Genomic DNA, 22,644 nt, shown 5'->3' with positions numbered 1-22,644 from the left:
CTGGCGCTCAGGGTCCGCCCAGCACCGGCACAACGCACCGCACCGCCGGGTCGGGGTTGCGGCCCCGTTCCGCGGCGTGCTAGAGTCGCCGCGCCACGGAGGGCCAGGCATGCGTTGCGTCGTCACCGGAGCGGCCGGATTCATCGGGTCGCACCTCTGCGATCGACTGTTGGCGGACGGCCACGAGGTCGTCGGCATCGATTGCTTCACCGACTACTACCCCCGTGCGGTGAAGGAGCGGAACCTCGACACGCTCCGCGACCACCGGCGGTTCGAGCTGCGCGAGTTCGACCTGTCCGGGGGCGTCCCGCGGGACGCCGTGGACGGGGCCGAGTACGTGTTCCACCTCGCGGCGATGGCCGGGCTCACCCGGAGCTGGGTCGACTTCGACCTGTACAACCGCCACAACCTCACGGCCACGCACCGGCTCCTGGAGTCGCTCAAGAACTCGCCCACGCTCAAGCGCGTGGTCTACGCGAGCACGTCGTCGGTGTACGGCAAGTACGCCAGCGGCGACGAGGCGCTGCCGACCCGGCCGAGTTCCCCGTACGGCATCACCAAGCTGGCCGGCGAGCAACTGTGCCGCGTGTACGGCGACGAGTTCGGCGTGCCGGCTGTGGTGCTCCGGTTCTTCAGCGTGTACGGCCCGCGGCAGCGGCCCGAGATGGGCTACCACCTGTTCATCGACGCGATCCTCCGCGGCAAGCCGATCAAGCTCACCGGCGACGGGCTCCAGGTCCGCGGCAACACCTACGTGACCGACTGCGTGGACGCGGTCGTGCGGGCCACCGACGCGCTGCCGGGCGAGACGTTCAACCTCGGCGGCGGCGAACTGGTGACCGTGCTGGAGGTGTTCCGCCGGCTGGAGAAGATCATCGGCCGCCGCGCGATCATCGAGCGGCACCCGGCCCGCAAGGGCGACCAGCTCGCGACCGGGGCCGACGTGTCGAAGCTGACCCGGCACGTCGGATGGAAGCCGACGACCAGCATCGACGACGGCCTGGCCCGACAGGTCGAGTGGCAGCGGACGCTGATCGCCAAGCCCGAGGCCTACCCGCACCGGGCCGCGGCGTGACACCGACTCGACACCCCAGTGCTTCCGCACCGGGCTAAACAAGACGGCCCCTCCGGGGCGAAGACACGGTCTTGGTTCTCCGCCCCGGACGGGGCCGGAGTTTTTAGCCCGGTGCGGAAGCACTGGGGTATGCAGGAGGCACGGATGCTCGACTTCCTGAACCGCAACGTGATGCACCCGGTCATGGCGTGGCGCGCCGGGAGCCGGCACCTCGGCCACTACCGCGAGCTGCGGCGCACGCAGTTCGACCCGCCGGAGGTGATCCGGGCGCGGCAGCTCGTCCAGCTGCGGGCGCAGTTGAAGCACGCCTACGACACCGTGCCGTACTACCGCTCGGCGTGGAACTGGGCCGGGGTCCACCCCGACGACGTGCGGGCGCTCGAGGACCTCGACGCGTTCCCGGTGCTCACCAAGGCCGACATCCGGAAGCACGAGCGCGCGCTCATCTCGACCGACTTCGACCCGGCGACGCTGCGGGTGAAGACCACGTCCGGCTCGACCGGCGTCCCGCTCCGCATCTCGATCGACGAGCCCGCCGTGCAGTTCAAGACGGCCTGCACGCTGCGGTCCGACGAGTGGAGCGGGTGGCGGCTCGGGCAGCGGGTCGCGAAGGTGTGGGGGAACCCTGAGTACCGGCACTTCGGGCTCAAGGGCCGGCTCCGGAACTTCTTCTTCGACCGCGCCGTGTACCTCGACACGCTCAACCTCAACGACGCCCGCATCGCCGAGTTCGCGGCCCGCATCCAGCGGCAGCGGCCGGGGCTGATCTTCGGCCACGCGCACTCGCTGTACCTGCTCGCGTGCTCGCTCAAGAAGGCCCGCGTCACCGGCGTGCGGCCCAACGGCATCATCTCGACCGCGATGCTCCTCCACGACTGGCAGCGGGCCGTCATCGAGAAGGTGTTCGACTGCCCGGTGACGAACCGGTACGGGTGCGAGGAGGTGAGCCTCATCGCCAGCGAGTGCGAGGAGCACCGCGGGCTGCACATGAACGCCGACGGCCTGTACGCCGAGGTCGGCGAGGGCGGCAAGCTGGTCCTCACGGACCTCGTGAACCGGGCGATGCCGCTCGTGCGCTACCAGATCGGCGACGTGGTGGTGCCGACGCAGCGGCGCTGCAAGTGCGGCCGCGGGCTCCCGCTCATCGAGAGGGTCGAGGGCCGCGACGCCGACTACGTCCTCACCCCCGCGGGCCAGCTCATCTCCGGCATCTCGCTGACCGAGAACTTCGCGCTGCTCATCCCGGGCACGGCGCAGATGCAGATCGTGCAGGAGTCGCTCTACGAGCTGCGCATCCGGCTCGTGCCCGACGACGAATTCGGCCCCGAGAGCCGCGACAAGATCGGCGCGCTCGTGCGCGAGACGTTCGGCCCGCAGGTGCGGTACGACGTGGAACTGGTGGACGCGATCCCGCAGGAGCCGAGCGGGAAGTACCGGTTCTGCATCTCGAAGGTCGCCCGCGAGCGGCTGGAGGCGATGAGCGCGTGAGCAAGTGACGGAGGCGAGCCGAAGACCCCTCACCCGGCTCGCAAAGCCTCGCCGACCTCTCCCCGTAGGAACGGGGCGAGGTGGGGCTCCCCGGTTGTCCGGCTGGCGCTGCCGGAGGGATAGCCGCGGAGGAGGCCGACCGCCCCACCTCGCCCCGGCTTTGCGGGGAGAGGTCGCGGCGAGTCTTCGAGACGCGGGTGAGGGGTGCTTGACTCTGCGACACCTTACGATGAACCCACCGCTCTGCTCCGTCGTCATGGCCGCGAAGAACTACGCCCGGTTCCTGCCGGAGGCGGTCGAGTCGGTCCTCGCCCAGACGTTCCCCGACTGGGAACTCCTGATCGTCGACGACGGCTCGACCGACGCCACGCCCGCGGCCGTGCGGCCGTTCCTCGCGGACCCGCGGGTCCGGTACTTCCGGTCCGACGCGCTCGGCCAGTCGCGGGCCAAGAACCTCGGCACCCGCCTCAGCCGCGGCGCGTTCGTCGCGTTCCTCGACGCCGACGACGCCTGGGAGCCGACCAAGCTCGCAAAGCAGCTCGCGCTCTTCGACGGGCGGCCCGGGGTCGGCGTCGCGTTCTGCCGCCGGTCGCTGATGGACGAGCAGGGCAAGCCCATCGCCGCGAAGCCCGCACCGGCCCCGCCCCGCGGCCGCGTCCTCGACCGCATGTTCGTCCAGAACTTCGTGTGCTTCTCGTCGGCCGTGGTGCGGCGCGAGGTGCTCAGCCGGGCCGGCGCGTTCGACGTGCAGTGGGACCTCGCGATCGACTTCGACTTGTGGCTCCGCATCGCAAAGCACTGCGAGTTCGACTTCATCGACGAGGAGCTGGTCCGGTACCGCACCGGGCACGGGAACCTGTCGAAGAAGCTCCTCGACCGCGTGGACACCGCCCTGTCCATCATGCACCGGGCCGAGACCCGCTACGGCGCGACCGAGCACGTGCCGCCGGACCGCGCCGCCGAGGCCTACGCGTCGACGTGCCGGACGCTGGGGTACGTGCTGCGGAGCAGCGAGCCGGTCGCGGCGGCGAAGTGGTACGCCCGGGCACTGCGGTGGCCCGCCGGGCGGGTCGCGTCGGCGAAGGGGTTGGTGGCGTGCGCGCTGCGGTTCGCGAGCGGGAAGCGCGAGGCCGGGTCGGCCGAGAACGCGACCGCGAACCGGTGAGGCCGCGGTCCGCTCGCACAGAGCGTTGTTGTTTTGCGGCGGGGTTATGCCCTCTCCCTCGCGGGAGAGGGTGGCCGCGCTTCGCGGCCGGGTGATACCGCCTCGCGTGGATCAGTTGCCCTTGGTGGGGCAGGCATTCGTGCCTGCCTCCGAAGGCGTCCGGAGGCAGGCACGAATGCCTGCCCCACCAGATCGAAACGAATGCATGAGACTCGGTATGAGGGGTGAAGCCTCACGAGTTTGATGGGCTCGACCCCTCACCCGCCGCTCGAAGACTCGCGGCACCCTCTCCCGCAAGGGGAGAGGGCCACGACCACCCAGCGACCTTTGGCGCGGCTCGGTCAACCAAATCGTGGGTCACCCGTCGAACGGGCCGAGCCAGCGGACCACGTCGAGCCGGGCGTGCGGGGTGCCCTGCGGGCCGTCGAGGGCCGCCTGGTAGGCGTCGGCCGCGTCCGGGCCGACCTGGGGCAGCGCGGCGACCGGCACCGCGGGCCACTCGCGGTACACGAGCAGGTCGTCGGGGGTGTCGGCGATCACCAGCCCGGGGACCGGCAGGGCGCGCTGGACGACGTCGTGCAGGCGGTCGCCCCCGGGGCCGCACGGGCACCCGACCACGGTCACCTCGGCGCCCGCCCACGGCCCGTCCCCGACCCACGCCGGCTCGGCGCTCTGGTACGCCTCCGAGACCGCCTGCTCGGCCTGGCCCGGGGTGCGGAACCGCTCGGCGAACATGAGCGCCAGGTCCACCCGGCCGAGCCGCATGTCCAGGTACCCGCGGGTCTCCTCGTAGATCGTGCCGACCACCTCGTCCGGGCCGGTGGCCGAACCCAGGCACGCCTGGAGCACCCCGCCGAACAGCGGCTTGACGACCCGGTGGATCCGCCGGTCGATCTCGACCAGGTCCGCGTCGGTCACCACGCCCAGGAACCGGAGCACGGCCGCGCCCATCGAGTCGCACCCCGGGGGCATGAGCCGGGTCCCGCCGCCCGGCAGCACGTCGATGACCTGGACGGCCTCGTTGGGCACCTTGGCGGCCGCCTCCAGCCGCTCCCGGGCCTTCTTCACGTCGGCCAGTTGGGCGGCCAGCGTCTCCCGCACGGTCTGGTACACGGCCACGACGGCCCGGGACAGCAGCGCCTGGAACCGGGACCGGGGCCACTGCTTGATGGCCTCGCCGAACTCGGCCACGGTCAGCTTCCGGCCGCCCTGGTTGAAGTGGGCGTACTGCGACACCCGCTCGTACCCGCCCTGGGCCTTCGCGTCGAGTTCGACGGCGGCCTTGAGGAACTGGTTGATGAGCCGGTCGATGGTGGTGAGGAACTGGCGGAGCATCTCCTCCGCACCGGCGAGCCGGTACTGCGAGTCGTTGACCAGGGCCGGGACCATCTCGCGGGCCGCGGCGGCGAACGCGGCCCCGGTCTCCTGCACGGTCTTGTTCACCGCCTGCTCGACGGCCGCGGGGGCCTGCTTCAGCGCCGACACGGGCGGCCCGAGGAGCTTCACGAGCCGGTCGAGGGCGACCTTCACCTGGCCCGGCTCGGGGAGCCGCGCCAGCCACCCCCGGGGGGCGAGCTGGTCGGCCGCCTGGGCGATCTGGTCCTCGACCCGGTCCACGGCGAGGTCGGCGGCCAGTTGGAGCCGGCCCTGGACCACCTCGGGGTCGAACTTGAGCTGCGCCCACTTGTCCCGGGCCAGGGTCGGGATCACCTCCCGGGCGCGGGCCGGGTCGGGCGCGGCCCACCGGGACAGGACCGTCTTGGCGACCTTCCGCGTGGTCCGGGCGACCAGCTCGGCCCGGGGCCAGGTGAACCCGTCCATGCCGAACGCCGCGACGGTGGGGCCGGTGGGGGCGGGCACCCCGTCGGCCGGGATGGACCGGATCTCGTCGGCCGTGCGGCCGAGTTCGGTGAACAGGTTCACGCGGATCAGGTCGGCGGCCGCGGCGTAGGGCCGCAGCGCGTCGAGGTTGGGGTTGGCCCGCCGGGGCGGGGCCCCGGGGCCGCCCCCGGGCCCGGCCCGGCCCCGGGGCTCGTTGGCGATGACCGGCGGGGTGTGGGTCGGCAGGGCCGTCAGGGTCGGGGGCGGGAGCTTGAGCCCGGCCGCGTGCGCCCTCGCGACGTAGCACACGGTGAACGGCGGCCCGGGGTCCTCGACGGGCGCGCCCCGGTCGTCGTAGTTCGCGGTGAACGTCGTGTCGGACCGGCCGTAGTGGTTCAGCTCGGTGAGCGTGGCGTGGGCGTTGGCCAGCGCCTGCGGGGGCGTCTTCCCGGGCTCGACCTCGGGCACCAGGAGCACCCCCACGACCTCGGGGCTGTCGTACCCCATCCGCCGGAGCCGGGCCCTCACCGCGTAGGCCACGTCGAGGAACATGCCCCCGCCGGTGCCCCCGCACGCGCCGGCGACGATGTACACCCGGGGCCGGTTGGTCCGCGGCTCCAGGGCGGTCCGGGTCTCGGCGCGGGCCATCGCGTCGGCGGAGACGGCCGCCTCCAGCTCGCTCTGGACCCGGGCCATGAGCGGGCGGAAGTGGTCGAAGAACGCGAGCCGCCCGAACAGCCGCACCCCGCCCGTCTGGAGCCCCCGCGGGATCCGGTAGATGAGCTGCTGGTCGAACCACCCCTCGGTGAGCATCCGGCCGCTCAGCCGCGGCTTGGTGTAGTGGGCGGCCCGGTTCAGCTTGGCGGGGAACACGCCCTCAGGCTTCAACTTCGCCAGGCGGTCGAGCGGGCGGGCGACGGCCGCCTCGTCGAGCGCGTCCTGGTCGGTGTCCACGAACAGGGTGCGGACGACCGGGACCATGTCGGGCGGGCCGTACCGGTCGGCGACGTCGAACTGGAACCGCTGGACGACCCGGAGCCCGGCCTGCCCGATGCCGATGACGAGGGCCGGCCGGAGCGGGCCGGGGCCGGTGACCTCCGGGGGCGGCCCGGCGGCCGGGGCGGTGGTCGCCTCCCCCTCGGCCCGGGGCTCGGGCGTGTCGAGCGGGTTCGCGACCCCGGGGGCGACGAGCCGCGGGAGCGGGCCGGCGGGGGCCGGCCGCGGCGGGTTCGGGACCGGCCCCGACTTCCGCTGGGGCGGGAGGGCCGTCGGGAACTCCGCGGCCGGGACCGGGAGCGGCGCGAACGCGGCCCGGGTCGCCGGGGCCTGGAAGTTCGGGTCCACGTCGAGCAGCGCCCGGACGAACCCGCTGACCGTGGGCCACCGGTCCTCGGGCTTCTTCGCCAGCGCCCGGGCCAGGGCCGGCCGGTCGCCGGGCGGCGACGGCTGGAGGTTCGGCGGCATGTTCAGGTGCTGCATGAGCAACTGGGTCATGCTCGTCCCGTCGAACGGCCGCTGCCCGGTGAGCAGCTCCTGGTACACGCACGCGAGGCTGTACTGGTCGCAGAACCGGGTGACGACCCCGTCGAACGTCTCCGGTGCGGCGTACACCGGGGTGATCCCGCCGGTGACCGTGGCCAGCAGCCCCTCCAGGTCCTTCACCTGCCCGAAGTCGGCCACCTTGACGTGGTTGTAGAGCAGGAACAGGTTCTGGGGCTTGATGTCGAGGTGCTGCAACTGGAACTGGTCGTTGAACAGGTCCAGCACCTCGGCCGACTCGCTCATGTAGAGGAGCAGCTCGTCGCGGGGGATGCCCGGGAGGCCGAGGTTGCGGTACTCGCGGAACCGGTCCCAGAGGTTGCAGTCGGCCAGCTCCATGACGATCATGAGCCGGCCGTCGACGATGTCGTACCGGTCGAGGGCGAGCAGGTACGGGTGCCGGACCTGCTGGACCCGCTTGAGCGCCTTGAGCTCCTGCTCGGCGTAGCGGACGATGTCGTTGTCCTTGCTCCGCATGTCGCCGTGGATGATCTTGATCGCCTTGAAGATCCCGCCCGGCGCCTCGGCCCTCCAGACCTCCCCGAACCCACCGGCCCCGATCTGCTCGATGAGGGTGTACCCGGGGATCGGTTCGGCGTTCGCTTCGATACGGACGGCCATGTGCGGTCGTGCCTTCGCGGAGGTGCGTCGCGGCTGGGGAAATTATAACATAGATTGCACCCCACGAGGGACCGTTCCCGCGGTAAGAACCTGGAATACGGAATGCACTTGCGACGCGGACCGGGCCGGCGTCGGAATCCACGTGCCGGACCGCGCACCGTGTCCTATACTTTGCACAACCATTCGCGGTCTCGCCCGTGAGGGTTCGGCTCTCCCCTCATGACTCGCACTCGCAGGTGAATCGGCCGCACGGCGCAGAGCGTGCGCCGGAGACACACTCGCCCGTTGTCCCTATCAGGGATTGGCCGGTTAACGGGGCGAACCGGCAGCTCGTTCCTCGGACACCCTGTCGCCCGCTTACGGACAGAACATGGGGAAGTCGCTTCCTTCCGCCTCGTCGCTCCCCCCGAAGGACCCGGGGGGTTCGGCGTCCCAGTCGCCGAAGCCGCCCCGCCCGAGCGCCGGGGGCGACTCACTCGCCCTGAGCGGGCCGGTCCCGGCGCTCCCCCCGTTCCGCGTCCCCGACCCGTCGGAGTTGCGCCGGCGGGGGTGGTTCTGGAAGCGGCTCCGCCGGCTGCTCGCCCTGGAGGGGCCGTCGGACGAGCTCCAGGTGACCGTGTTCGGGCCGCTCGAAGTCGTCCCCGGGCAGACGGCCCGGCTCATGGTGAACCTGCACCGCCCCGAGTCGGCCGACAGCGTCCACACCCTGGCCCGCGCGCTCCAGAGCGACGCGGAACTGCTCGGGTCCGGGCCGGTCCTCCGCGACGTGTACCGCGACTCGGAGGTGGCGACGCACGTGGCCGTGTCCGGCGCGGGCGTGGCGAAGTCGCTGGTCACGTTCACCTGGCGGGGCCAGCCGCGGCGGCTCCTGTTCGACCTGCACATCCCCTGGGAGGCCGGGGCCGGCCCGGCGGCCGGCATCGTGTCGGTGGGGTACAACAAGGTGCGGGTCGCGAAGGTCGAGATCAGCCTGACCGTCCTGCGGCGGAAGGGGTAACGGGCCCGCACGATCCGGGGCCGCTCTGTAGCCGGCCTCTGTGAGGCCGGGCCTCGGCGAGTCCCTGAGCACCGGCCTCACAGAGGCCGGCTACAGATGACCGGGGAGCGCTTCTTGACCGAGTACGTTTGCCTGACACTTCTCGCGGAGCCGGGCGAGGCCGAGCCGGCGTTCAAGGCCCGGCTCACGGCGTTCTGGACCCACGTGCTCCGCACCCGGCCCGACGACTACGAGCGGGTGTACGCCGAGGCGACGCGGTTCGCCGCGACCGGCGGCCGCGTGTCGCGCCAGTACATGGTGGAGTGCGACGCGGCGGACGCCGTGGCCGCCCTCGCAACCACCAGCGGCGTCGCGTTCGCCCCGGTGGACCCCGACGACACCTACACCAAGTACGAGGCCGCCTCCCCCGACTGGTTCCAGCTCGACCACTGATCCCGAATCCGTGTGATCGGTAACCGTGGTGCTCTGGTCCGAGCCCGAGCGCCGAGCGAGGGTCAGCGTGAACCCTCGCTCGGCGCTCGGGCTCGGACCATACGAACCCAACAGATCCGGTATGAGCGGTTGGGGCGGCCCGCGCGACAGGGCCGGTGCTCGGGCGCGCCCCCTCGCTGGCGCTCAGGGTTCGCCCAAATCCGCGCGCCGGTTGCGGTTCGTGTGGGGAGCGGGTTTAATACCCCCGCCCCCGGAGCCACGCCCGATGCCCGACGACCGCGACGCCGACGCCACCGACAACGACACGGCCCCCTCCGATCCGACCGCCCAGCCGGACCCCATCGCCGCGGCGCGGGCCGGGTGCCTGAAGCTGTTCGTCGGGTTCCTCATCGCCAACGCCGTCGGGTTCGGCCTCGCGGCATGGGTGGCGCTCACACAGGGGCCGGGGTGGCTCTTGCCCGTGGCGTTCTTCGGCCCCGGTGCGGCGTACCTGCTCGTGTTCGGCGCGACCGCGATCCCGCGGTTCGTCCGCCAGGCCCGCGAGGCGGTCGCCACCGCACCGTCGCCCGAGAGCGCCGCCGCGGTCGCCGCCGGCGAGGGGGTCGAGGCCGGGACCGCCGCCAAGCCCCCCACCGCGAGCCGCGACGCGGGCGACGCCCTCCCGACAGTCACGGTCGCCGGCACGGAGCCCGGAGCGGTCCTGGCGCACCGGCTCAAGCAGGTCGGCGTGCCGTGGGGCTGCCAGTTCGGGTGCCTCGTCGTCGCGGCGGTGTTCTGGAACGGCATCCTCAGTTCGTTCGTCGTGAACGTGATCCGCGGGTGGAACCGCGGGGGCCTTGTTCGGTGGGGCGAGCTGCTGTTCCTGTCGCCGTTCCTCGCGGTCGGCCTCGTGATGATCGGCGCGGCACTCTACACGGGACTGGCGTGGTTCGTGTCGAGTCTCGTCGGGCGGGTCGCGGTCGAGCTCTCCGGCCACCCGCTCGCGCCGGGGGCCGCGGGCCGCGTTCACGTCGCCCAGGCCGGGCTCGTGCCGCTCGGCCGGGTGCGCGTGGGGCTCGTCTGCACCGAGGAGGCGACTTACGTTGCCGGCACGAGTAATTCGACCGCCAAGAAGGAGGTCGAGAAGCACCCGGTGGCGGACCCCGACGCGACCGGCGGCGCGCTGCCGCTGACCGCGGAGTTCACCGTGCCCCGCGGCGCGATGCACACGTTCCACGCCCCGAACAACAAGGTCACCTGGACGGTCCGCGTGACCGGCCGCGCGCTGGGCGTGCTGCCGTACCGGGCCGACTTCGGCTTCACCGTTTCCCCGGAAGACCCATGACCGACGCGCCCGAGGTGCGGCTGGAGTTGGCGGCCCGCGAGCACCCGCCGCGGGGCGAACTCGCGGGCGCGTTCGTGATCGCCGGCGGCCCGCCCGACGGCACCCGGAGCGTCGAGTTCTCGGTGCTGTGGCGCACGTCCGGTAAGGGGACCGAGGACATCGGCGTCGTCCACTACCGGGCGTGGAAGGCGGACGACGGCACGCTCGCGGCGCTGCCGAACCCGAGCACGTTCGCCGTGACGCTGCCGCCGACGCCGTGGAGCTACGACGGCACGCTCGTGAAGGTCCACTGGGTCGCCCGGCTGCGGGTGCGGTGGGGGCTACTGGGCCGGACGCACGAGGTCGTCGAGGACGCCGAGTTCACCCTCGCGCCGCCGGGCCGGTCGTGAGCCGGGTCGGGCGCGAACCGCGGGTGAACCCGTTCTCGACGCGGTTCACGCAGCCCGGCGCGATCCCGTTCCGGTTCGCCGCGGCCGACGGGCGCGCCGCGCTCGTGCCGAAGCTCGAAGCGACGCGCGGCTGGGGTCAGATCGTCGGCCCGCACGGCAGCGGGAAGTCCACGCTTCTCGCGACGCTCCTCCCGGCACTCACCGGGTGGCGCGTGCGGCAGGTAAGGCTCGACACGTCGCACCGCACGCTGCCGCCCGACCTGTTCGACCCGCCCGAGGCGGGTTCGCTGCTGGTGATCGACGGGTTCGAGCAACTCGGCGTGCTGTCGCGGTTCCGGGTGAAGCGGCACTGCCGGCGGCACGGGTGCGGGCTCCTGGTGACGGCGCACCGCTCGGTGGGCCTCCCCGACCTGCACCGCACGAACGCCGCCGCACACGCCGCCGATCTGATCGCGGATCTTCTCCCGCCGGACGGCGAGTGGGTGCTGAACGGCTTCGACATCGCCGCCCGCCTGCGCCGCCACCGCGGGAGCCTGCGGGAAGTGCTGTTCGAACTGTACGACCGCTGGGAGCGCGGACGCTGAGGTTTGGGCGAGCGGGGGGCGTGAGCCCCCCGAGTGCGGGTGCCTCGCGTTGACTCGGGGGGCTCACGCCCCCCGCTCGCCCAAACCCCCGCCCCAAGGTCTACGCGAACACGACGCGGGGGCCGAGGCGGGTCGTCAGGTCTTCGCGGACGCTCGGGGCGAGGAGCGCGCCGGGGAGCGTCAGCCGCTCCAACGCCGGGGTGTCGACCGCGTCCGCCAGCGCGCGAACCGCGGCGTCCGGGATCAGGTCCGCGGCTCGCTCGGCCGAGCCGTAGAGCCGCTCGCTCAGCACTCCGAGCAGCCCGGTCAGGTAGCCCGAGGTGATTGAGATGCGATGCAGGTTCCGCACCCACGGGGCGGCCGCGAGCGCCTCCAGCGCCGGGCCGAACGCGGCCCACGGGATCGGCTCGGTTCCCAGGTGGGTGAACGCTTGCACGGCGTAGCGGAACACCTCATTGATCGCCTGGAGCACCATTCCCTCCGGGCCGCTCGGGGGGCCGATCCGCACGTCGAGTTCTTCGAGCCGCTCCAGGGTGCAGCGCTCGGCGAGGTCGCGGACCGCGGGCGGGCCGAGCCGCCCGGTGAACCGCAGCGACCGGAGGTCCGTCCACACCGGCGACTGAACGAGGAACCGCACCGCGTCGGCGTTCCCGGCGGCGGGCGTCGTGGCGAGCGGGTTGGCCGAGAGCCGCGTCACGGCTGCGAGGTACGGCGACGAGGCCGCGAGCATCGTTGTGTCGGGCAGCAGGTTGTTGAACTGCAACTCCGGGAGCCGCGCCAGGTGGGGGCCGTCGACCCGCTCCCATTCCGCGGGCGTGACCGTCTGGCCGAACGACAGGCGGACCAGAGGCATCGCGTCGCCGAGGTGGTGGAGGACCAGTTCCGGTTCTCGCTCCGGGGTCGTGAACCGGTTGAACACCACTTCCTCGGGGAACCCGCCACTGAACCTCACCGAGACCCCGAAGTCCGCGAGTTGAATTGCGGGGGCGTCCGGGTCGAGAGCGTACGGCCAGTTCGCCGGCCGCGGGTTCTCCTGCACCGCGGACCGGACCCGGCGGGCGATGCGGTCGCGGATCCGGCGGCTCGGGACGTGCGGGACCGGGAGCCCCGCGGCCGCGGCGACCGGCCGCCACCACTCCAGCCAGTGCGCCTCGAACAGTCTGCGTGCCCGCAGGCGGGCCGGGTGGGTCGCGTCCGCGGCCGGCACGGCTTCCGCGCCGATCTGCGAGCGGATGAACTCGGCCCGGGGCGCGTCGCCGGCCTCGTCGAGCGCGTCGGCGCAGGCCAGCCGGACCGTGCGGTCCTCGGGGCTGGCGACGACGGCCCGGTGCAGCGCTTCGAGCGTGGTGGGCATGGGTGGCCCGGCGGTTGAAATTCGAAGCACGAAGTACGGAATCCGAGACAAAACCCAGAGTCCGGTTGCGTCGGGCGGGCACTCGCACTTGCTGCTCTGGCGGGGCAGACATTCGTGTCTGCCTCCGGCCGCCTCGCGAGGCAGGCATTCTTGCCTGCCCCACCCAGCCGCCCAGTCCTTGTTCGGATTTCGTGCTTCGTGCTTCGAATTTACTGCTTCGGCTTCTCCCGCGACTCGGTCGAGCGGTGCGCGCCCGACGCCGCGTTCGGCCGCGGCCCGCCGAGCTGCGCCCGCCGCCGGGCGAGCTTCAGCTTCGGGACCGGCACGTCGTGCTCGTCCTCGATGTCGCCGACGATCTCCTCCAGCACGTCCTCGAGGGTGATGAGCCCGAGGACCGCGCCCTGCGGGTCGCGGACCAGCGCCATCGGCCGGTGCGACTTGCGGAACAGGCGGAAGGCGTTCGCGACCGGCTCGTCCGGGTCCAGGAACGTCGCCGGGTACAGCGCGTCCTCGAGCATGACCGCCCCGGACGTGCTGAACAAGAAGAACAGGTCCTTGGTGTTGACGATGCCGACGATCTTCTCGGGGGTGCCGTCGTACACCGGGAGCCGGGTGTGCGCCCCGAGCCGGGCGACCTCCATCACCTTGTCGGGCGGGCTGTTCACGTCGAGCGCCGCCATCTTGTCGCGGGCGACCATGCAGTCGCGGACCCGCTTGTCGGCGAGCGCGAACACGTTGAGCACCATGTCGGCCGCGTCGGCGTCGATCTCCCCGGCCTCCTCGCTGTCCTCGACCAGCAGCCGCAGCTCGTCGACCGTGTGGACCTCGCCCTCCTCGCCGTTCCCGGCGTACCCGATGCGGCGGAGGAGCCACGAACTCGACCCGTTCATGAGCTGGATCACCGGCCCGGTCAGGCGGGCCACCAGCGCCACCGGCCGGGCGACCCAGATGCCGACCTTCTCGGGCTCCTGGAGCGCCGCCAGCTTCGGCATCTGCTCGCCGAACACGACGTGCATGTAGGTGATGAGGCTCAGCGTCAGCAGCACCGAGATCACCCGGGCCCACTCGTCCGGCAGGCCGGCGACGAGCGGGTGGATGAGCCGGTGGATCGCCGGCTCGCTGACGAACCCCAGCGCCAGGCTGGCGACGGTGATGCCGAGCTGGCACGCGGCGACGCTCCGGTTCATGTCGTCCACGGCGGCCAGCAGGGCGGCCGCGCCGGGCCGGTTCTGGTTCACCAGCTCCTCGACCCGGGTGTGCCGGACCGACACCAGCGCGAACTCCGCGGCCACGAAGAACCCGTTGATCGCGATGAGCACCGGGATCGCGGCGAGGCCGATGCCCAGGAGCGCCCCCTCGGGCGGGGGCGTGGGGCCGTCGCCGGCCGCGAGGAGCGCAAGACCGGTCACCGAACAGGCGAGGAGACACGCGGACAAGGACACCCCCAGGTGAGCGAACACGAACCGCCACCCGGTCATTCTATGCCCCCGGCCCCCACATTCCGCCTCCCGGCCCGGTGCCCGCGGCCGCCCGGCGGTCGTATCCTGACAGCCACCGCCCCGTCCCCTTACGGTCGCACATGCCCATTCCCCTGGTCCGCCCGTGGCGCTCGGTTTGGCTCGCGCGGGCCGTGACCGCCGTCGCCCTGCTCGCCGGCCTCCCGCTCTACCTGCGGATGCCGCTGTGGTGCGACCTGACGCTCTACGACCTCGCGGCCCGCAACGTCCTCACCGGCGGGGTCCACTACCGCGACGTGTTCGACACCAACCTCCCGGGGTTCGTGTGGCTCCTCGCGTGCATCCGGGCCGTGATCGGGTTCGGCGCGTTCGGGCTGCGGTGCGTCGACCTCGCGATCGTGACCGCGGTCGTCGCCCTCATCGACCGCCTCGCGCGGCGCGGCGGCGCGACCCCCGCGAGCCGCTGGTGGGCGGTCGCCGGGGCCGCGCTGCTCTACCCGTTCGCCGTCGAAATGGCCCACTGCCAGCGCGACACCTGGATGGCGCTGCCGGTCCTCGGGGCCGTTCTGTTGCGCTTGAAGCGCGGCGGCGAAGTCGCGCCGGGCGAGCGGTTCTGGCGGGCGGCGCTGGAGGGCGTGCTGTGGGCGCTGGCCGTGTGGATCAAGCCGCACGTCGTGCTGATCGCCGGCCCGGTGTGGCTGGTCACGGCGTGGCGGCTGGCGGGCGACGCGCCCGTTCGGTGGAAGGCGGTCGCCGCCGACCTGCTCGGGAACGTCGCGGGCGGGGCGGTGATCGGGGCCGCCGGGGTCGGGGTGCTCGTCGCCACGGGGACGTGGGGCGAGTTCTGGGAGGTGGTGACGTGGTGGGCCCCGCAGTACGCCGAACTCGGCCGCAGCGAGCGCGCCAACCGCGTGGACCAGGAACTGCACTGGTTCCCGCCGTGGAGCCTGTGGCTCGTGCCGACGCTGCCGCTCGCGCTGCTCTCGGTGCTCGACGCGGTGCCGTGGGTCGGCTTGGCGGCCCCGCTCGCGGCGCGCCCCGGGCCGGTCGGCCGGCTGCTCCCGTGGTGGCTCTGGGACCGCACCGCCGGCCCGGCCGAGCGGTTCGCCCGCGGCACGGTCGCGGTGCTGTGGCTCGTGTGGGCGTTCCAGTCCTTCTACGTCCAGCGCGGGTTCATGTACGTCCACATGGCCGAGACGCTCATCATGTTCGGCCTGTGGGCGATGCACCGGTGGTCGATGCCGTTCGTCGTGCTCGTGTGGCTCGCGCTCACCAGCACCCTGTGGCTCGCCGCCGACGCGAACCCGGACCTGCACGCGCGGCTCATGACGGTGGCGCGCCACGACGGGCTCGGCACCGGCGACGACCCGGACAAGGAGCGGTACCTGGTGCGGCACCCGCTCGCGAACCCGGACCGGATGCGGTGCTGGGCCGCGTGCTGGCGGCCCGACCTGACCGACCACGAGCGGAACGCGCTGTGGGACCAGATCAAGCGCATCCAGGACCACGAGGCGTCGCCGGGGTGGGTCGAACTCGAAGAGGTGGCCGCCTTCCTGCGGGCGAAGGGCGTGAAGGACGGCGAACTGCTCGCGTGGCACGACTCGCCGCACGCGCTGTACCTGACGATGAACCTGAAGCCCGGCATCCGGTACATGCACACGAACACGGCCGTGTCGATCGGGCCGGACGCGCAGAACCGCGTGATGTGGGAACTGGGCCAGCGCGAGGGGGCGGCGCGGTACGCGGTGAGCGACCTGAAGTGGGCGAACCTGGGCCGCGACCCCGAGAAGGACGCCGAGCGGCTCGGGCCGCCGGCGAGCGCCACCGACCTGCTCCCCGCGGGGCTGCTGCCGTGGCACCGGCGGGTGTTCCCGTTCAACCAGAAGACCGTGTTCCGCTCGGGCGGCGGCCACGGCCGCTACGTCGTCCACGAGCTGTCCGGGGCACTCGGCGACCTGCCGCCGCCCCAAGAATGACGGCGGGCCCGGGGCGCGAGGACCAGGGGTCCTCGGGCGCCGGCCTCCGGTCCCTCGCGCCCCCGGCCCGCCAGCGGGTCACGCGGTGCCGAGTTCGGCGAGGAGCGTGGCGGCCTTGTTCGCGTCGGCGACGCTGTCGAACGTGGCGTACCCGACGAACCGCCCGCCGATCACCGACATGACGAGCCCGTGCAGGTTGATGCCGGCCATCTCCCAGGCCTGCGTGAGCCGCCCGCCCAGGCCGCTCTTGTCGTCCCCCTCGACCCGCATCACGATCGGCTCGGCCACCTCGTGCAGCCCGGCCGTCTTGGCGGCCGCGATCTCGGCGCTCGTCTTGAGCGGCGCGACGTACAGGTCGCCCATGCCGGCCTTGCCCGCCGACCGCTGACTGTACACGTACTCCAGGTGCGCGCCGGCCTCGGCGAGCGGCTTCAGCTTGGCGGAGATGCCGCCCGGCTTGTCCTCGACCTCGGCGTGGTAGACGTGGACGCGCTGCATCTTGAAGCTCATCGGAGTACCTCCTACGTGGGGCCGCGAACCCGGTGTCGCGTGTTACAGTTCGCCAACGCGAATGATATACCTGTGGCGATAGGGTTTGCAACCGGGTACGTTCGGGGAACACGGTGCGCGGGGTGGCCACACCGCAAAGGTGACCGGGCGAACCCTGAGCGCCAGCGAGGGGGTGCGCCTCACCCCCTCGCTGGCGCTCAGGGTTCGCCGAACGCCGTCGCTCCGCACTCCCGGTTCCCCTGCCCGCTCCGCTGCCGAGGTCCGCATGGTTCGTTTCGCTCCGGTTGTCACCGCACTGTCACTCGCGCTCGGCGTCGCCGCGACGCCCACCACCCCCGCGGTGCAGCCCGCGAAGGGGGCCGGCGGCGCGACGCTCTACTTCAACGCTGCGGTCCACACCGGCACCGGCGACAGGCCGATCGAAAACGGCTACGTGCTGGTGAAGGGCGGGAAGATCGAGGCGGTCGGGAGCGGCAAGCCCGACGCGGCCGCGGAGTCGCAAGTCGATCTCAAGGGCGCGGTGGTCATCCCCGGTATGGTGGACACGCACTCGCACATCGGCCTGTGGAGCCGGCCGAACGTGCCCGGCAACTCGGACGGCAACGAGATGAGCGGGCCGGTGCAGTCCGGGGTGCGGGCCATCGACGCCATCAACCCCGACGACCCCGGCATTCGCATGGCCACCGCCGGCGGCATCACCACGGCGAACATCATGCCCGGGTCCGGGAACGTCATCGGCGGCGAGACGCTGTACGTCAAGCTCCGCGGCGGGTCGGTCGAGGCGATGCGCGTGACGGGCCGGCTCCCGAACGGCACCGAGGTCCTCGGCGGGCTCAAGATGGCCAACGGCGAGAACCCCAAGGGGTACGGCAAGAACCGGCAACAAGCTCCGTTCACGCGGATGAAGGTCGCGGCGCTCCAGCGCGAGACGTTCCAGAAGGCGAAGGAGTACAAGGCCAAGCTCGACGCCGGCACGAAGGTCGACCGCGACGTGGCACTCGAACCGCTCGTCGAGGTGCTGGAGCGCAAGCGCACGGTCCACTTCCACTGCCACCGGGCCGACGACATCCTCACCGCCGTGCGCATCGCCGAGGAGTTCGGCTTCGAGCTGGTGCTGCAACACGCCACCGAGGGCTACCGCGTCGCGGACGTGCTCGCCAAGAAGAAGATCCCGGCGTCGCTCACGCTCATCGACTCCCCCGGCGGCAAGGCCGAAACCATCGGCCTGCTCGAGGAGAACGCCGCCGCACTGGAGAAGGCCGGCGTCACGGTCGCGATCAACACCGACGACAGCGTCACCGAGTCGCGGTTCTTCCTGTACACCGGGTCGATCGCGGTCCGCGGCGGGCTCCCCGAGGCGGCCGCGCTCAAGGCGATGACGCTCACCCCCGCTCGCCTCATGCACCTCGACCACCGCATCGGCTCGCTCGAGAAGGGGAAGGACGCCGACTTCGTTGTCCTGAGCGGCGCGCCGTTCTCAACGTACACCCGCGTGAAGCAGACGTTCATCGAGGGCAAGAAGGTGTTCGACGAGGACACCGACCGCGGCTACCGCGACGGCGGGTTCGCGCTGGCGGCCGGCGAGAAGCTCCCGGAGCGTGCCGCCGCGCCGCCGCTCGGGCGGTTCGCCGAGGACCTCGTGTTCCGCACCTTCGACGGCACCACCGACTCCGGCAAGGGGGTCACCGCGGTCCTGGCCGACGAGCTGCACACGGCGACGGGGGCCGTGATCACGAAGGGCGTCGTCGTCATCAAGGACGGGAAGGTGCTGCACGTCGGCCTCGCGACCGGGGTGGAGTTGAAGAACGTCACGACCCTGAAGGCGAAGCACGTCACGCCGGGGCTCATCGACCCGTACTGTGTCGCCGGGCTCACCGGCGCGTGGAACATCCCGGCCGACCAGGACCAGGACGAACTCAGCGACCCCAATCAAGCCGACCTGCGAGTCTACGACGGCTTCAACCCCCGCGAGCCGCTGCTCGACTTCCTCCAGGCCAACGGCGTCACGGTCGTCCACACCACCCCGGGAAGGCAGAACGTGATCGCGGGGCAGTCGGGCGTGTTCCGCACCGACGGTGCGACGGTCGAGACCGCCGCGCTCAAGCCCGTCGCGGCGCTGGTGGTGAACCTCGGCGAGGCGCCCAAGGAGGCGTACAAGGGCAAGGGGCCGGGCACCCGCATGGGCACCGCCGCACTCGTTCGCAAGGCGTTCGCCGAGGCCGATGCGTACCGCAAGAAGAAGGACGCGCCCCGCAACGCCAAGCACGACGCGCTCGCCGCGGCACTCGACGGCACGGTGCCGGTGTACTTCGCGGCGCACCGGAAGGACGACATCCAGACGGCGCTGCGGATCGCGGCCGAGTTCAAGCTCAAGCCGGTGATCGCACTCGGCACCGAGGCGTACCGCATGACCGACGAGTTGAAGGCGGCCGGCGTGACGGTCGTGGTCCACCCGACGATGCAGCGGGCCGGGTCGAGCATGGAGACGCTGAACACGTTCACCGGCAACGCGGCGGCGCTGCGGGCCGCGGGCGTGCCGGTCGCGATCGGCACCAGCTTCGAGGGGTACGTCCCGAAGGTGCGGGTGCTGCGGCACGAGGTCGCGATGGCCGCGGGCCGCGGCGGGCTCGACCCGGAACTGGCTCTCAAGGCCGTCACCCTCGACGCCGCGAAGCTCCTCGGCATCGACAAGGACCACGGCAGCATCGAGAAGGGCAAGGTCGCCGATCTGGTTCTCTACGACGGCGACCCGTTCGAGCACGCGACGCACGTCACGCAGACGATCATGGCCGGCCGCGTCGTGTACAACCGCGACGACTACCTGAGGCTGCCGTTCGAGCGCCGCATCCTCCCGCTGCTCGCCGGCGGCCCCGGCGCGGGGTGCTGCCTGAGCGGGTGGTAGCGCGTTCCCTTCGAGCCACGGGGCTTGCCCCCGTGGTGCCGGGAAGCGCGGAACACCACGGGGGCAAGCCCCGTGGCTCGAAAGTCACAACGACACGCACGCGCCCCACGGGCGTCCCGCCCTACCCCGACGCCGCAATTCCTCGCCCCGCCCGCAATCGCGCGGGGGTGGGGGTGAAAGAATCATGAGCCCGACCCACGGAGCGTTGCGGGCCCCGCCGCCGGGGAGTACCCTTGGGGGTGGGATTCTGCCAACATTCGGACCGCGGTCCCGTTCCATCCTTGCCCTCATCCCGCCCGGCGGGCCATCTTTGCCGAACGGCGACCGGCGACCACGACCGAAACGAGGAGTTCATGGCCATACCTCTCACCTGCCCCGGGTGCCACATCGTGTTCGACGTGCCCGACGAACTGGTCGGCAAGACGATCCGCTGCACCACGTGCGCCACGCAAATGACCGTCGCGGCGCTCACCGGGGCGGCGAAGAAGCCGTTCGGGTGGGCGTCGAAGTCCGGCGAGGCGCCGCCGGCCGCGCCGGCGCCGATGGCGACCGGGGAAGTGCTCCCGGACGACGAGCCCGTGACGCCCGCGGCCGCCAAGACCGCTCCCGCCCCCGCGAAAGCCAAGCCGCGCAAGTCCGTGTTCGACGACCCGGGCGAGGACGCGACCGACGACGAGCCGCCCGCGAAGGCCAAGAGTGAGCCCGAGAAGAAGGCGAAGGTCGCCGCTGCGGCCACGACCGCGGCGGGCTTCAAGGGCGGCAAGCCGGCGGCGAAGAAGAAGGGCGACACCTGGAAGGAAGCGGAAGAGGACGATGACGACGATGACGACGACAAGCCGAAGAAAAAGAAGAAGGGCGGGGCGGCCGGGCCGCCGGTCGCGCTGATCGCCGGGGGCGTCGTCGCGCTGCTGGCCATCGTCGGCCTCGCCGCGTGGCTCCTGATGGGCAACTCGAAGAAGCCCGACACCGCGGGCACCTCTGGCGGCTCGACCCCGGCGAACACGACACCGGTCGGGAGCCCGCCGACCGCCCCGGCCGGGAGCCCGCTCGCGACCGCCACGTGGCAGCCGGTCAAGATCGGCACCTTCGCGTGCGAGATGCCCGGCACCCCGAGCCAGCGGAACGAAATGAGCCCCGGCGGCGTCAACGTTCAATTGCAGATGCTGGAGGGGCCGGCCAAGGACTACGCCTTCTTCGTCACCACCGTCCCGCTCCCGGCGAGCATACCGCCGAGCATGGTGCCCAAGCTGCTCAACGACGCCGCAAACGGGGCCGAGCAGGGCATGACCCGGGGCGGCGGGTTCGGCGGGGGCGGGTTCGGCCGCTCCAACGTGATCCGCGTCTCGTCGAAGACCGACATCACGCAGGACGGCCTCCCGGGCAAGGAACTGCAATTGTCCGGTACGGCCGGCAACGAGGCGAAGGGGGGCGTGGTCCGGATCGTCCTGGCCGGGCGCGAGATGCACATGTTCGGCGCGGCCGGCGACAACCGCGGCGCGCTCCAGCCCCACATCCAGCGGTTCATGGCGTCGGTGAAGCTCACGAAGCCGTCGACCGACCCGGGCGGCGTCGCCATCGGTCAGCCGTCGCGGCCGCCGGTCGGCCAGCCGCCGGTTCCGCAACCGCCCAGCGGCCAGCCCCCGATCGGCCAGCCCCCGATCGGCCAGCCGCCGGTGACCAACCCGCCCGTGCCGCCGGTGCCGCCCGTGGCCCCGAACGGGGAGGTCGTCGGCAACCTGAAGGCGAAGCTCGGCAACCCGTTCTTCGCCGGGGCGTTCGACACCGAGAAGAAGGAGCTGCTCGTCGTCACCCTCCGCACGCTCCAGGGAGTGCGGCAGGCCGGCGCGATCCAGCGGTACAGCTACCCGGACTTCAAGTTCATCGCGAGCGTGAACATCGCGAGCGTCGGCACCCGTGCGGCCGTCGATTCCGAGAAGGGGCTGCTGTACGTCACCACCGCGGGCGGCCCGTCCGCGAGCCTGGCCGTCCTCGCCCAGAACCAGTTCGACCGGAACGCTTACCAGGGCGACGTCGCGGTCTACGACCTGGCCCAGCTCCGCGGCGACAAGCTCGACGCGAAGACCGACCTGAAACCGGTCGCCACGATCCCGGTCAGCAAGGTGATCCGCGACATCTCCCTGTCGGCCGACGGCAAGTCGCTGTTCGTCCTCGCGAACTCGACGCTCGGCAAGCTCCCCCGGTCGCAGGTGCTCCAGGTCAACACCGGGGACCGCAAGGTGGCCAAGACCATCGACCTGCCGACGCCGGGGTGGGACATGGTCGCGTCGCCGGACGGCCAGAAGCTGTTCGTCACGGGGCTCGCGCTCGGCGCGACCGTGCCCCCGCTCATGGTCATCGACCTGACCACGGTGACGCTCGCCCCGCCGCTCACGCTGCCCCGGGCCGCGTACAACGTCGCCGTCGCGAAGGACGGCCGCGTCCTCGCCAGCACCATCCCCCCGGCGGGCGGCGGGGGCGGGGTGTTCGGCGGCGTGCCGCCCGTTCCGGGGGGCGGGATCGGCGGCCCGGCCAACGCCTGCGAGCTGAACGCGATCGACGCGAAGGGCGACCGGGCGGAGGTGCTGCGGCCCGGCCTGGCGGGCGTGTCGAACAGCGGCTACGTCGGGTTCACCCCGGACGGCAAGTACCTGATCTGCTCCTCGCACCACCCGCTCGCGACCGGGGCCGGGGTGGACGTGTACGAGACGTCGGACAAGTTCCTCGGCGACAAGAAGGTCGCGTCGGTGAAGAAGGCCGGCGAGGCGCACCTGGGCGGCACGTTCCTGGTCTCGCCCGACGGCGAGTACGCCGTGTTCCACAACGGGGCGGTGCTGAAGCTCGACGACCTCGGCAGCACCCCGGCCCCCGCGCCGGGCGGCGTCGGCGGCATCGGCGGCGTCGGCGGCGTCGGCGGGTTCCCACTGCCCGGGAAGTGATACCGGATCTGTGGGATTGGTACGGGTCCGAGCCCGAGCGCCGAGCGAGGGTCAGCGTGAACCCTCGCTCGGCG

At 72.1% G+C, this 22,644-nt stretch carries 15 protein-coding genes; 11 read left to right on the top strand and 4 right to left on the bottom strand.

Translation table 11 applies throughout. The features are described 5' to 3' along the window. Window positions 1-109 precede the first annotated feature (109 nt). The 3 genes from ACTIGN_RS04165 (at window position 110) to ACTIGN_RS04155 (ending at window position 3,728) form a co-directional block, all read left to right on the top strand. Window positions 110-1,075 carry an NAD-dependent epimerase/dehydratase family protein gene (locus ACTIGN_RS04165; protein WP_439621543.1) on the top strand — a complete coding sequence of 322 codons (966 nt, stop codon included), beginning with the start codon at window positions 110-112 and terminating at the stop codon, window positions 1,073-1,075. Window positions 1,076-1,219: 144 nt separating this feature from the next. Next, entirely contained in the window at window positions 1,220-2,563 is a 1,344-nt protein-coding gene (locus ACTIGN_RS04160; RefSeq protein WP_439621542.1) for a phenylacetate--CoA ligase family protein, read from the top strand. A gap of 229 nt (window positions 2,564-2,792) precedes the next feature. Next, window positions 2,793-3,728 (top strand): glycosyltransferase family 2 protein, encoded by a 936-nt coding sequence (locus ACTIGN_RS04155; RefSeq protein WP_439621541.1) that lies wholly within the window; start codon window positions 2,793-2,795, stop codon window positions 3,726-3,728. Window positions 3,729-4,085: 357 nt separating this feature from the next. Here ACTIGN_RS04155 and ACTIGN_RS04150 read toward each other — a convergent pair whose 3' ends face one another. Continuing rightward, a complete protein-coding gene (locus ACTIGN_RS04150) occupies window positions 4,086-7,709 on the bottom strand; it encodes a tubulin-like doman-containing protein (RefSeq protein ID WP_439621540.1) in 3,624 nt (1,207 codons plus the stop codon). Window positions 7,710-8,079: 370 nt separating this feature from the next. Between ACTIGN_RS04150 and ACTIGN_RS04145 the strand changes: the two genes are divergently transcribed. The 5 genes from ACTIGN_RS04145 (at window position 8,080) to ACTIGN_RS04125 (ending at window position 11,435) form a co-directional block, all read left to right on the top strand. Continuing rightward, complete coding sequence (locus ACTIGN_RS04145; RefSeq protein ID WP_439621539.1) at window positions 8,080-8,706, top strand: hypothetical protein; 627 nt, start codon at window positions 8,080-8,082, stop codon at window positions 8,704-8,706. A 114-nt stretch (window positions 8,707-8,820) separates the two neighbouring features. Next, entirely contained in the window at window positions 8,821-9,138 is a 318-nt protein-coding gene (locus ACTIGN_RS04140) for a hypothetical protein (protein ID WP_439621538.1), read from the top strand. Between the two features lie 265 nt (window positions 9,139-9,403). Then, a complete protein-coding gene (locus ACTIGN_RS04135) occupies window positions 9,404-10,462 on the top strand; it encodes a hypothetical protein (RefSeq protein WP_439621537.1) in 1,059 nt (352 codons plus the stop codon). Further along, window positions 10,459-10,851 (top strand): hypothetical protein, encoded by a 393-nt coding sequence (locus tag ACTIGN_RS04130; RefSeq protein WP_439621536.1) that lies wholly within the window; start codon window positions 10,459-10,461, stop codon window positions 10,849-10,851. The genes ACTIGN_RS04135 and ACTIGN_RS04130 overlap by 4 nt, the downstream gene beginning before the upstream one ends. After that, on the top strand, window positions 10,848-11,435 hold the full coding sequence (locus ACTIGN_RS04125) for a hypothetical protein (RefSeq protein ID WP_439621535.1): 588 nt from the start codon (window positions 10,848-10,850) through the stop codon (window positions 11,433-11,435). The genes ACTIGN_RS04130 and ACTIGN_RS04125 overlap by 4 nt, the downstream gene beginning before the upstream one ends. 100 nt (window positions 11,436-11,535) lie before the next feature. Here ACTIGN_RS04125 and ACTIGN_RS04120 read toward each other — a convergent pair whose 3' ends face one another. Together ACTIGN_RS04120 and ACTIGN_RS04115 are read right to left on the bottom strand one after the other, a co-directional pair. After that, window positions 11,536-12,789 (bottom strand): TIGR02996 domain-containing protein, encoded by a 1,254-nt coding sequence (locus tag ACTIGN_RS04120; RefSeq protein ID WP_439621534.1) that lies wholly within the window; start codon window positions 12,787-12,789, stop codon window positions 11,536-11,538. A 209-nt stretch (window positions 12,790-12,998) separates the two neighbouring features. Continuing rightward, on the bottom strand, window positions 12,999-14,225 hold the full coding sequence (locus tag ACTIGN_RS04115) for a hemolysin family protein (RefSeq protein ID WP_439621533.1): 1,227 nt from the start codon (window positions 14,223-14,225) through the stop codon (window positions 12,999-13,001). 143 nt (window positions 14,226-14,368) lie between these two features. On the opposite strand from ACTIGN_RS04115, the gene ACTIGN_RS04110 reads away from it, so the two are divergent. Continuing rightward, the gene (locus ACTIGN_RS04110; protein ID WP_439621532.1) at window positions 14,369-16,222 is read left to right on the top strand and encodes a hypothetical protein; all 1,854 of its coding nucleotides are present in this window, start codon (window positions 14,369-14,371) and stop codon (window positions 16,220-16,222) included. Window positions 16,223-16,300: 78 nt separating this feature from the next. On the opposite strand, the gene ACTIGN_RS04105 is transcribed toward ACTIGN_RS04110, so the two are convergent. Further along, window positions 16,301-16,732, bottom strand: a complete 432-nt coding sequence (locus ACTIGN_RS04105; protein ID WP_439621531.1) for an amino acid-binding ACT — start codon at window positions 16,730-16,732, stop codon at window positions 16,301-16,303. 265 nt (window positions 16,733-16,997) lie between these two features. Between ACTIGN_RS04105 and ACTIGN_RS04100 the strand changes: the two genes are divergently transcribed. Then, window positions 16,998-19,634: an amidohydrolase family protein gene (locus tag ACTIGN_RS04100; RefSeq protein WP_439621530.1), complete on the top strand. Its 2,637-nt coding sequence runs from the start codon at window positions 16,998-17,000 to the stop codon at window positions 19,632-19,634. Between the two features lie 353 nt (window positions 19,635-19,987). Next, entirely contained in the window at window positions 19,988-22,570 is a 2,583-nt protein-coding gene (locus ACTIGN_RS04095) for a YncE family protein (protein ID WP_439621529.1), read from the top strand. Window positions 22,571-22,644 lie beyond the last annotated feature (74 nt).

It is taken from the genome of Gemmata sp., from assembly GCF_051859125.1.
Classification (GTDB): Bacteria; Planctomycetota; Planctomycetia; order Gemmatales; family Gemmataceae; genus Gemmata.
This window is presented reverse-complemented; position numbering and strand designations above follow the sequence as displayed.

Coding starts and splice junctions, on each gene's coding strand:
- ACTIGN_RS04150 (WP_439621540.1), bottom strand. CDS start 7,709: ATGGCCGTCCGTATCGAAGCGAACGCCGAACCGATCCCCGGGTACACC.
- ACTIGN_RS04105 (WP_439621531.1), bottom strand. CDS start 16,732: ATGAGCTTCAAGATGCAGCGCGTCCACGTCTACCACGCCGAGGTCGAG.
- ACTIGN_RS04160 (WP_439621542.1), top strand. CDS start 1,220: ATGCTCGACTTCCTGAACCGCAACGTGATGCACCCGGTCATGGCGTGG.
- ACTIGN_RS04155 (WP_439621541.1), top strand. CDS start 2,793: ATGAACCCACCGCTCTGCTCCGTCGTCATGGCCGCGAAGAACTACGCC.
- ACTIGN_RS04165 (WP_439621543.1), top strand. CDS start 110: ATGCGTTGCGTCGTCACCGGAGCGGCCGGATTCATCGGGTCGCACCTC.
- ACTIGN_RS04135 (WP_439621537.1), top strand. CDS start 9,404: ATGCCCGACGACCGCGACGCCGACGCCACCGACAACGACACGGCCCCC.
- ACTIGN_RS04110 (WP_439621532.1), top strand. CDS start 14,369: ATGCCCATTCCCCTGGTCCGCCCGTGGCGCTCGGTTTGGCTCGCGCGG.
- ACTIGN_RS04100 (WP_439621530.1), top strand. CDS start 16,998: ATGGTTCGTTTCGCTCCGGTTGTCACCGCACTGTCACTCGCGCTCGGC.
- ACTIGN_RS04120 (WP_439621534.1), bottom strand. CDS start 12,789: ATGCCCACCACGCTCGAAGCGCTGCACCGGGCCGTCGTCGCCAGCCCC.
- ACTIGN_RS04130 (WP_439621536.1), top strand. CDS start 10,459: ATGACCGACGCGCCCGAGGTGCGGCTGGAGTTGGCGGCCCGCGAGCAC.
- ACTIGN_RS04145 (WP_439621539.1), top strand. CDS start 8,080: ATGGGGAAGTCGCTTCCTTCCGCCTCGTCGCTCCCCCCGAAGGACCCG.
- ACTIGN_RS04095 (WP_439621529.1), top strand. CDS start 19,988: ATGGCCATACCTCTCACCTGCCCCGGGTGCCACATCGTGTTCGACGTG.